The organism is Pseudomonas sp. HY2-MNA-CIBAN-0224 (assembly GCF_040310285.1).
Lineage (GTDB): Bacteria > Pseudomonadota > Gammaproteobacteria > Pseudomonadales > Pseudomonadaceae > Aquipseudomonas > Aquipseudomonas helleri.
In genome coordinates this window covers 42,022-52,149 of the sequence record NZ_JBEOPQ010000038.1, presented here as the reverse complement: position 1 = coordinate 52,149, position 10,128 = coordinate 42,022, and the positions used below count along the sequence as shown (strand labels likewise).

Annotated in this window: 11 protein-coding genes; 3 read left to right on the top strand and 8 right to left on the bottom strand. The window is 59.6% G+C overall.

Going from position 1 to position 10,128, the window contains the following annotated elements; translation table 11 throughout:
- Nucleotides 1-67: 67 nt before the first annotated feature.
- Nucleotides 68-1,033 carry a GlxA family transcriptional regulator gene (locus AAEZ03_RS17095; RefSeq protein ID WP_350580183.1) on the bottom strand — a complete coding sequence of 322 codons (966 nt, stop codon included), beginning with the start codon at nucleotides 1,031-1,033 and terminating at the stop codon, nucleotides 68-70.
- A 28-nt stretch (nucleotides 1,034-1,061) separates the two neighbouring features.
- Nucleotides 1,062-1,226 carry a hypothetical protein gene (locus AAEZ03_RS17090; protein ID WP_185059640.1) on the bottom strand — a complete coding sequence of 55 codons (165 nt, stop codon included), beginning with the start codon at nucleotides 1,224-1,226 and terminating at the stop codon, nucleotides 1,062-1,064.
- On the opposite strand from AAEZ03_RS17090, the gene AAEZ03_RS17085 reads away from it, so the two are divergent.
- Complete coding sequence (locus AAEZ03_RS17085; RefSeq protein WP_123750823.1) at nucleotides 1,225-1,866, top strand: HD domain-containing protein; 642 nt, start codon at nucleotides 1,225-1,227, stop codon at nucleotides 1,864-1,866. The two genes, AAEZ03_RS17090 and AAEZ03_RS17085, sit on opposite strands and share 2 nt — an antisense overlap.
- A 9-nt stretch (nucleotides 1,867-1,875) precedes the next feature.
- Here the strand turns inward: AAEZ03_RS17085 and AAEZ03_RS17080 are convergent, their stop codons facing one another.
- Genes AAEZ03_RS17080 through AAEZ03_RS17070 form a run of 3 tightly spaced genes read right to left on the bottom strand, consistent with a single transcriptional unit; the run spans nucleotide 1,876 to nucleotide 4,511 of the window.
- Nucleotides 1,876-2,778, bottom strand: coding sequence for a transporter substrate-binding domain-containing protein (locus AAEZ03_RS17080; RefSeq protein ID WP_048385050.1), 903 nt, complete (start codon nucleotides 2,776-2,778; stop codon nucleotides 1,876-1,878).
- Between the two features lie 26 nt (nucleotides 2,779-2,804).
- Nucleotides 2,805-3,155: a RidA family protein gene (locus AAEZ03_RS17075; protein ID WP_123750824.1), complete on the bottom strand. Its 351-nt coding sequence runs from the start codon at nucleotides 3,153-3,155 to the stop codon at nucleotides 2,805-2,807.
- A gap of 30 nt (nucleotides 3,156-3,185) precedes the next feature.
- Nucleotides 3,186-4,511, bottom strand: coding sequence for a D-amino acid dehydrogenase (locus AAEZ03_RS17070; RefSeq protein WP_350580178.1), 1,326 nt, complete (start codon nucleotides 4,509-4,511; stop codon nucleotides 3,186-3,188).
- 24 nt (nucleotides 4,512-4,535) lie between these two features.
- On the opposite strand from AAEZ03_RS17070, the gene AAEZ03_RS17065 reads away from it, so the two are divergent.
- Nucleotides 4,536-5,459: a LysR family transcriptional regulator gene (locus AAEZ03_RS17065; protein WP_350580175.1), complete on the top strand. Its 924-nt coding sequence runs from the start codon at nucleotides 4,536-4,538 to the stop codon at nucleotides 5,457-5,459.
- A gap of 183 nt (nucleotides 5,460-5,642) precedes the next feature.
- On the opposite strand, the gene AAEZ03_RS17060 is transcribed toward AAEZ03_RS17065, so the two are convergent.
- From AAEZ03_RS17060 to AAEZ03_RS17050, 3 genes are all read right to left on the bottom strand, one after another.
- Nucleotides 5,643-7,634, bottom strand: a complete 1,992-nt coding sequence (locus AAEZ03_RS17060) for a pyrroloquinoline quinone-dependent dehydrogenase (protein ID WP_273221870.1) — start codon at nucleotides 7,632-7,634, stop codon at nucleotides 5,643-5,645.
- A 1-nt stretch (nucleotide 7,635) separates the two neighbouring features.
- Nucleotides 7,636-8,007 carry a hypothetical protein gene (locus AAEZ03_RS17055; protein ID WP_048370882.1) on the bottom strand — a complete coding sequence of 124 codons (372 nt, stop codon included), beginning with the start codon at nucleotides 8,005-8,007 and terminating at the stop codon, nucleotides 7,636-7,638.
- A 154-nt stretch (nucleotides 8,008-8,161) separates the two neighbouring features.
- Nucleotides 8,162-9,427 (bottom strand): cation:proton antiporter, encoded by a 1,266-nt coding sequence (locus tag AAEZ03_RS17050; RefSeq protein ID WP_273221868.1) that lies wholly within the window; start codon nucleotides 9,425-9,427, stop codon nucleotides 8,162-8,164.
- A gap of 309 nt (nucleotides 9,428-9,736) precedes the next feature.
- Here AAEZ03_RS17050 and AAEZ03_RS17045 point away from each other — a divergent pair, with 309 nt between their 5' ends.
- Complete coding sequence (locus AAEZ03_RS17045; protein WP_153329421.1) at nucleotides 9,737-10,123, top strand: MAPEG family protein; 387 nt, start codon at nucleotides 9,737-9,739, stop codon at nucleotides 10,121-10,123.
- Nucleotides 10,124-10,128: the final 5 nt, after the last annotated feature.

Below are 10,128 nucleotides of genomic sequence, written 5' to 3'. Positions count from 1 at the left end.
AGCTTGCCTCGCGATCTTTTGATCTTTAAAAGATCGCGAGGCAAGCTCGCTCCTACAGGAATACTCGTTACGCCATCACTGCGAAGTTCGCCCGGAACTGCTGCGGCGAGACGCCCAGCCTGCGCATGAACACGCTGCGCAGGTGATGCGCATCGCGAAAACCGCATTCGTAAGCCACGGTCTTGAGGGCCAGTGCCGGGTTTTCCAGTAAGGCGCGGACGGCATCTACCCGCGCACCCTCAACAAATTGTGCTGGGGTAATTCCAGTGTCACGGGCAAATACCCGAGAGAAATTGCGCGGGCTCATGTTGGCCGCTTGCGCCAGTTCACTGATGGTCAGATCCGCACGCAGGTTGGCCTGCACAAACCGTTGCACCGCCGCCACCGGCGAATCGTCCGGGGTGGCTGCGGTCAAAAACGGGCTGAACTGCGACTGCCCGCCCGAACGCTGGGTAAACACCACCAGCCGTTTGGCCACGCTGAGCGCAACCTCGGGGCCATGATCCTGGCTCAACACATACAGCGACAGATCAATCCCGGCCGTCACCCCGGCTGAGGTAAACAAGTTATCGTCTTGCACATACAAGCGATCGGCTTCCAGTTTGGCGCTCGGGCACAGGCGCGCCAGGGCTGCGACATCGCCCCAGTGGGTGGTCACCCGTCGGCCGTCCAGCAAGCCTGCGCGCGCGAGCATCAACGCCCCGTTACAGATCGAACCAAAGCGACGCGAGCGGCGGCACAGCGTGCGTAACCAGCTATAAAACACCGGACCGAAATCCTGAGTGGGCAGCGCCGGGCCGCCAGCGCTCAAGACCAGGTCGTAGGCTGTGCTGGCTTCGGTGAAATGCCGATGGGCCTGGATCGACAAGCCGTTGGAGCAGGCCAGCAAGCCTGCCTCCAGGCCCAGCACCTCCAGTTGATAGCGCTGAGCAGGCGGCAGAAACACATTGGCCTCGGCAAACACATCCATGGGGCCGGTCACATCCAGGGCCTGCACGCCGGGGAAAACGATCAATGCGATCTTCAAGGTCATCAGGGGTCGCCGTCTGAGGGGTGATACATCAAATACCGCCGCCGCCCGGTGTGGCAAGCCTGTTTAAAGGGGTGGCCGGCATTGCCACCTGATTGGCACGAATCGCACCTGCGTGACGATTGTTGCCATGGGGGGCGCGGTCCACACTGAACTCAACAGCGCCACCCCGGCGCTTGATCGAGGAGTTCGCCATGAGTCAGACCATCGCAGGCATCGTCATTCCGGACAGCGCCTTGGCCAAAGCCACGACTGAATACATCCGTGATGTTGAGTCCGATTTGCTCTACAACCACTCGCGTCGCGTGTTTTTGTTTGGCGCGCTGAGCGGCCAACGCAAGCAATTGGCCTATGACCCGGAGCTTTTGTACGTGGGGGCGATGTTCCATGATCTGGGCCTGGTTGAAGGCCATCGCACAGACACCGAGCGTTTTGAAGTCGACAGCGCCAACAACGCCAAAGCCTTCATGAAACCGTTTGGCCTGAGCGACGACGATGTTGAGCAAGTGTGGTTGTCCATTGCGCTGCACACCACGCCGGGTGTACCGCAACACCTGCGACCAAACGTGGCGCTGGTGACAGCGGGCGTAGAAATGGACGTGCTGGGCATTGATTACGCGGCGTTCCCCACTGAGCAGCGCGAAGCCGTGGTGCATGCGCACCCGCGTGGTGAAGGCTTCAAGGAATGCATTCTTTGCGCCTTCGCCAACGGCTTTAAACATCGCCCCGACACCACGTTCGGCACGGTTAACGCCGACGTGCTGGTGGACATCGACCCAAGCTTCAAACCGCTGAACTTCGTCGAGATCATCCGCACGTCGCCGTGGGTGTCGTAAGCCCCGGGTTTACTCCACCGGATCGCTCACCGGCTTGGCGATGATCTGCTTCAGTTCGGCGGTCATCGGGAACTCCAGGTTCAGGCCATTCGGTGGAATCGGCTGCTCAAACCAGCGCTGATAGATGCCGTTGATCTCGCCCGACTGATACAGATCCGCCAGCGCTTGGTTCACCACCGCCAGCAACTGTGGATCGTCCTTGCGCACCATGCAGCTGTAGATTTCGCGGGACTGCTCGTGACCCACCACCACCCAGTTGTGCGGGTCGCGGGCTTTGGCACGTTCGCCGTAGAGCAGCGCATCATCCATGTAAAAGGCCACGGCACGGCCGGTTTCGAGCATCTTGAATGCCTCGCCGTGGTCTTTGGCACTGATCACGTTCATGTTCATTTTGTGGTCAGCGTTGTAGCTCTTGAGAAAGCGCTCATTGGTGGTGCCCGCCGTGGTCACGACGTTCTTGTCGCGCAGGTCATCAAAGCCCTGGATGCCGCTGTTTTTGGCGGTCAGCAACTGGCCTTTGACGTAGATAAAACCATACGAAAACGCTACCTGTTTTTGTCGTTCGGCCGTCACACCGGTTGAGCCGCACTCCAGATCAACCGTGCCGTTTTGCACCAGCGGGATCCGGGTTTGCGAAGTCACCAGGTTGTATTTGACCTTCAGTGGCGCGCCGCCGACTTGCTGCTGGATGCGCTCGACGATTTTGTTCGCCAGCTCCACTGAATAGCCCATCGGCTTGCCTGTGTTATCGCCTACGTAGGAAAAAGGCACCGATGCATCGCGATAACCCAGGGTTATGCTCCCGGAATCAGCGACTTTTTTGAGCGTGCCCTGCAACGGCGCTTCGCTGGCGTGCAGTGAGTGGCTGAGCAAAAGGCCCAGCGTGCAACTGATCAAGGTGAGCTTTTTCATCTTCTTATTCTCCGGTTTCAAGCTGATTAGCGACGGACAGCAATCACGCTGATTTCCACCAGCACCTGCGGTCGGGCCAGTTGCGCTTGCAGTGTTGTGCGCGTCGGCGCCTTGCCTGCAGACAGCCAGGCAGACCACACCGCGTTCATGGGCGCGAAGTCGCGCTCAATGTTTTGCAGGTAAATCGTGGCGTTGAGGATGTGGTCCTTGCTGCTGCCGGTTTCGGCCAACAAGGCGTCGATCTTGCTCAGGACTTCTTCGGTCTGCGCGGTAATGTCTTCGCTACCGGTCGGCACCTGCCCGGACAGAAACACCAGCGCCTCATAGGTCGCAGCGGCGCTTAAACGGTCATTGCTGTGAATGCGGTGAATCGTCATCGGGCATTTCCTTGAGGTGTGGGTCAATGGTCAGGCGGCGTGCAAGGCCAGACCTTGCAGGTCAATGGAGGTTTTGCGCTGTGCAATCAACTCGCTCAGCAAGCGCCCGCTGCCGCAGGCCAGGGTAAAGCCCAGCGCGCCGTGGCCCAGGTTGAGCCACAAGTTGCGATAGCCGCTGGCGCCCAGAATCGGTACGCCGCTGGGGGTGGCCGGGCGCATGCCTGCCCACTCAATGGCGTGTTGGTAATCGCCCGCTTCGGGGAAGGTGCTTTGGGCCAGTTGGCGCATTTGCGCGAGGCGTTTGGGGTCGAGTGAGGCATCAAAACCGACGATGTCGACCATCGCGGCAATGCGCAATTGCTCGCCAATGCGGGCGTACACGATCTTGCGGTCGTAATCGGTGATGCTCACGTCGGGGGCTTTGCCGGGATCGCTCAACGCCAATGTGAGGCTGTAACCCTTGAGCGGATACAGCGGCAGATTCAGCCCCGGCAAGCTCAAGGCCGGGCTGTTATGCCCCGCTGCGAGCACCAGTTGATCGACCGGCAGCACCTCGTCGCCCATGTGCACGGCCTTGACCTCACCGTGCTCGTGATGCAAACGGGTGACGGTTTTGCCCAGCAAAAATGTGCAGCGCCCCGAGGCCTGTAAACGGGCGAACAACTGTTGGCAGAAGGCGTGGCAATCGCCGACCTCTTCATCGGGGGTGTAAATGCCACCGACAAACGTGGAACCCTGCAAACCGGGCTCCAGAGCCGAGCATTCGCTGGCAGAGAGCGCTTGCTGAAATGAGCTGTGGATAACGTTTTGCCGGGCCTTGGCGAAGTGCGACGGTTCGCGAAAAGCCACCAGCTTGCCGTTACGGCGCCACTGGAACCCGTCCAGGTGGTCTTCCTCGCGCCATTGCTGCAACGTGGCCTGGCTCAGCAATGCCAAACGCAGCAGGTGTGCGCCATTGCGCTGATTGACCGACCCCCGGCAGGCGGCCACAAACGAGGCCAGCCAGCGCCATTGCGCCGGATCCATGCGCGGGCGCAGTTTGAGCGGTGAGTCGCTGCGCAACATCCAGCCCAGCGCCTGCAATGGCACGCCAGCATCGGCCAGCGGGGCGACATAGCGGTACGACAATTGGCCGCCGTTGGCAAAGCTGGTCTGGCTGCCGAGGGTCGGGCGGGCTTCGATCACACTCACGTCAAAGCCTTCGCGCACCAGCGCATACGCCGTTGCCAGCCCGATAACCCCACCCCCGATGATGCAAACGCGCTGTGCCATGTCAGTCCTTACCCACTGTTGTGCGGGTTTCAGATTAGGGGCAGGTGACAGGCGCTGAACAATGATTAAAGATGCTTCACCCATAAACAAAGGTTATGGACTGCCACCATGCGCTTGCGCCACATCGAAATTTTTCAGGCTATTCGTCAGACCGGCTCCATCAGCGCCGCCGCCCAGTTGCTGCATGTCTCGCAACCTGCGGTGAGCAAAGTCCTGCAGCATGCCGAGATGCAACTGGGGTTCCCGTTGTTTTTGCGCGTGCGCGGCAAACTGCAGCCTACCCCCGAGGCGCTGCTGCTGGAGCGCGAGGTCGAAAAAGTCAGCGAGAGCGTGCAAGGCGTGCAGCGTCTGGCCGAAAGCTTGCGGCGCACACCGGGGCATCGCTTGCGCATCGGCAGCACGCCTGCGTTGGCGTTGTCCTTGTTGCCGCCAGTGATTGGCGAGTGGACGCGCCGCTATCCCGACAGCCGCTGCGAACTGGCGAGCGCACACAGTCGTGAACTGGTGCAAAGCCTGCTGATGCGTGAGCTGGACGTAGCGCTGACTTTAAAACTGCCCGACCACCCGGGGCTCAAGGCCCAGGCGTTGGCCCACAGCGTGCTGGTCGCGTTGGCGCCACGGGGTTATTGGAGCGAGGACCGTGAGGGCGAGCCGCTGGCGCTGCATGAACTGGCGGACGCACCGTTGATTGGCCTTAGCAGCGCCGACCCGTTGTTTGCGCGTTTGGACAGTTACCTGAAAACCATCGAGCCGCCCCCGCGCATCAACATTGCGGTGCAGACCTACTCGCTGGCGCGAGCGATGGTGGAATCGGGAGCTGGGTTGGCCGTGATAGACCCGTTCACCGCCCTGGGCGCCTCAGCGGCAAGCACCGTCATCCGCCCGTTGAGCCCGGCATTGCCGATCACCCTGTACGCCCTGACCCGCGCCGACGAAGCGCCGGTGCATCTGCTGGAAGGGTTACTGGAATTGTTCGCCGAGCGAGCCAATGAACAGCTGCGGCGGATAGAGAGAGGGGTACAAATCGCGTAGCAGTTGACGAGCTTTGCGAGGCTACGTCCGGCGGCGCAGCCGTCGTAAACGGGTTATCGAGGTTCTTCAGTTAAATCGGGTTTTGTGGGTTTACGATCGCTTCGCAATCGGACGCAGTCTCGCAGACTCGACAGCTGCTACGAGGTGCCTCACAGGGTCATAGACCCTGTGAGGGCTTCGCGTTTACTTCGGCAGCGCGTACACCACCACTTGGTCGCCCACTTGATCTTTCATGATCGAGTTGCCGCCTGCGACAAAAGCCACGTATTGCTTGCCTTTGTATTCGTACACCGCAGGGTTGGCGACGGCAGGGGCCATGACGATGTCAGACCACAGTTCTTTACCGTCATCCAGTGCGTAGGCGCGTACCTTGGCGTCCATCGAGGCGCCAATGAACACCACGCCACCGGCTGTCACCGCCGGGCCACCAATGGTTGGCGAACCCATGTCTGGCGGCATGTACCAGCCCCACTGTTGAACAGCCCCCATCGGACGACGCCATTTCACGTCACCGGTCTGCATGTTGATCGCCACCAGTTCACCGAACGGCGGAGCCCAGCACGGCATGCCGGCCCAGTTCTGCGCGTTGACCAACGACATGCCGTAAGGCGCGCCGATTTGTGGGTAGAAGCCGTTTTCGTTGCCAGATTCTTTAGGCTGTTTGTCGTAGGCCTCGCGATCCCACAGCTTGATCATCTGCACGATGTGCGAGGTGTTGACGATGGCGACCTGGCTGACCGGGTCGAACGCTACGCCACCCCACTGCACACCACCGGCGCTGTCCGGGTAGGCCAGCACGCCATTGCCTTTGAGGCCGGGCGGCGAGTACATGCCGTTGTATTCCAGGCCGTCCCACATCTTGCTGCACTGGCCAAAGCCGACAATGTCAGCAATTTTCCAGATGGCCGGTTTTTTCGACTGGTCCAGCAGCGGTTCAGGCTTGGTCGGGAACGGTTGGGTCGGTGAGTAGACTTCACCCTTGGCTTCGCCTTTAGGCACCGGACGTTCTTCAATCGGCCACACGTCTTCACCGGTGCGACGGTCCACGGTAAACAGGAAGCCCATTTTGGTCGCTTGTACCAGCGCCGCCACAGGTTTGCCATTAACGGTGATGTCCATCAGCGTCGGCGCAGAGTTGATGTCGTAGTCCCAGATATCGTGGTGAACCCACTGACGCGACCACACGACTTTACCCGTGTTGATATCCAACGCCGTGGTTGAGGTGCCCAGCGGAATAGGGTTGGTGCGGTTGCCGCCCCAGTAGTTGGGCGACGGCGAGGACACAGGGATGTACAGCAACCCCAGCGCCGGGTCATAGGACATGGCGGTCCAGATATTGGCGGTACCGGTTTTGCCGGCTTCTTCTTCAGGGATCGGCTTGAATTCCCACTCCAGCTCGCCAGTGCGGGCGTTCAGGGCAAACAGCGAGCCTGGCGATTCGACTTCGTACTCCCAGTCTTTACCGGCCCAGCCCACGATCAGCTTGTCGCCGATCACGGTAGGCGGTTGCAACTGCGACAACGGCCATTTGTTGTTCTGCTTGTTCCACTGGTTAACGTCCACAACGCCATTTTTGCCGAAGTTTTCGCACGGTTTGCCGGTGTCAGCATCGACGGCGTACAACTGCGCGGTCATGTTGCCCAGGTACACCATCTTCTGACAGGCAACACCCGCTTGCGGGTTTTTTTCCTGCCAGTAGGACACACCACGGGACTTCAGCGCGGGCTGGGTTTCGGCCACCAATGCGGACTTGGTGTCATACACCCACTTCTCTTTGCCGGTCTCGGGCTCAAGGGCAATGATGCGGTAGAACGGCGTGCCCACGTACAGCGTGTCGTTGGCGAAGATAGGCGTGGCGGACCAGACGGTGGCCGGGGTTTTACCGGTGCCGTCAGACATGTCCCCGGTGAAATACTGCCAGACCTTCTTCAACTGCCCGACGTTGTCCTTGTTGATTTGCGTCAGCGGCGAGTACTTCTGTGAGCTGAGCTGGCCGTGGAAGGTGTCCCACTCTTTACCGGTAGGAATCGGCAGCTTGGCGTCTTCAGCAGAGACGCTGGACTGCGCCAGAAGCGGTGGTGGAACCACGTAGGTGGTGTCTGCATGGGCTGTAGAAATGCCCGCAAGCATACAAAGGGCAGGTGCTGCCAAAAGGTTCTTTTTCATTGTGCTCATCTCACGCGCTCCTTGTTGGCTTGCTGCCAAACGTTTCAATGAGGACACCTACAGCGCACACAACCAGCACGGCGGCAGTCCACCAGCCATGTAGCAACAAGGCGGCAAAAAACGTCCCGATAACACCTACCCAAGCCAGGAACAGGAAGAAAGCCCTGGCCCCTCCGGCCTCTGTCTTGATCAGTAACAGGCCCAGAATGAACAGCACAAACTCGGCCAGCATGGCGACCATCGCGCCACCGGAATCGGTTATCCCGGATAACGGCGTAAAGAACCGCCACGCAGTGATACACAAAGCAATCAACGCGGTGATGATCACGATGTAAGCGCCGAGATGGCGCCGGGGTGGTGCATAGGCAGCAGACGAACTCATCACTTTCTCCTTTCGTGACGTACTTTTTTACATTTTGAAAGGAGTGTAGCCAAGCTGACGGGAAACGCCGGGAACAGGACGAAATGAGCGCCGGGCTGCAATTGTTGAAGATCAACAATCGCAGCCCGGGCCGGTAGAGCGGGGGCTTTGAGGCTTAATGCGCGTGTTCGGATTCAGCAGGTGCTGGCGCATCTTTGGTGACGTGGCTGACCAGTTTGCCGATGGTCAGGCCTTGAAGCAGGATCGAAGACAGCACCACGATGTAGGTGATACTCAGGATCAAGTCGCGCTCCGGGCCCAACGGCAACGCCAGGGCCAAGGCTACCGATACACCGCCACGCAGGCCACCCCAAGTGAGAATGCGGATGGTGCCACGCGGCACGGTGCGCCAGCGACGCAGCAGCACAATGGCCGGGGCCACGGTAAGCAGGCGCGAGAGCAGAATCGCCAGGGCCAATACGCCGGCCGCCAGCAAGTGCAGCCACGAGAATGGCAGCAGCAACAGTTCCATACCGATCAACGCAAACAGCAGCGCGTTGAGCATGTCATCGAGCAGTTCCCAAAAGCCGTCCATGTAGCGGCGGGTCATGTCGTTCATGGCTTTGTTGCGGCCCAGGTTGCCGATGATCAAACCGGCCACCACCATCGCAATCGGCGCAGACACGTGCAGCTCACTGGCCATGGCCGAGCCGCCGATCACCAGCGCCAGGGTCAGCATCACCTCGATCTGATACTGCTCAATGCTTTTGATCATCAGGTACACCAGGTACCCGATCAGGCCACCAAACACCACGCCGCCTATGGCCTCGTGGGCGAACAGCATGGCGGTCGAGCTCAGGCTCGGGGTTTCGCCCAGTTGCACGATGCCGAGCAACACGGTGAACACCACGACCGCGGTGCCGTCATTAAATAACGACTCGCCCACAATGGTGGTTTTCAGCGGCTTGGACGCGTTGGCCGTACGCAACACACCGAGTACCGCGATCGGGTCGGTCGGGGAAATCAGCGCACCAAACAGCAAGCAATACAGGAAGCTGATATGCCAGCCGAACAGCTCGAAAATGTAATAAGCGAGGCTGCCGATGACCGTGGTCGCGATCAGCACACCGAAGGTGGCCAGCAGGCCAATGGGCCAGCGATAACTGCGCACGTCATTGAAGTTAACGTGCAAGGCGCCGGCAAACAGCAAGAACGACAGCATCCAGTTCATCAGCAAATCGCTGAAATCGATCTGGCCGATCAGCTCTTGCACACGGTCTTCGAGCCCCGGATAGCCGAGAAAGCTCAAACCCTGCAACAGCAGCGAAAACATAAGGGCAGTGACCATGACGCCAATCGTTGGCGGCAGGCCGATAAAACGGTAATTCACATACGTGAGTAGTGAAGTCAGGCAGATAAACGCAGCAACAAGCTCAAGCATCCGGGATCCTGTGGTGGCGTGAGTGAATGGAAGCCCGAACGGGTCGGACTGTGTGTTTGATGTAATCGCAGCGCTCAGGGACACATCTTTACCTGGCACACTCTGGGTTAAGCGTAGGCGTTGGTGCAGGTGGCGGTGGTTTGTTTGGACCCACGCAAAGCGCAAAAGATCGCTGGAAGTTTAGACCGCTGCTGTTACAACCAAGCGAGCGCCAGCAGCGCCAAGAACCTTTTGCCCGCCCGAGGCTCTTAGCCTGTGGACGGGTGCTGATCGGCATGCTCGTGATGAAACTCTAAAAAGGAAAGTCCCATGACCGTTGCCTTCTGGTGTGTACTGATTGCCCTGTGTTTGCCGTACGTCTGTACCGGCATTGCCAAGTTCAGCCAAGGCAAGTTCGGCCCCCGACAAAACCATGACCCGCGCGCGTTTCTCGCCACCCTCGAAGGGTCTGCCAAACGCGCCCACAACGCCCAGCTCAACAGCTTTGAAGTAACCCCGGCCTTTGCGGCGGCGGTGATCATTGCCGACATCGTGGGCAACGCCCAGCCAGTGACCATTGATGTGCTGGCGGTGCTATTCATCACCAGCCGCCTGCTGTACATCATCTGCTACCTGGCCGACTGGGCGCTGTTGCGCTCGATTGTCTGGTTTATCGGCATGGGGCTGATTGTCAGCTTCTTTTTTGTGTCGATGTAACGACG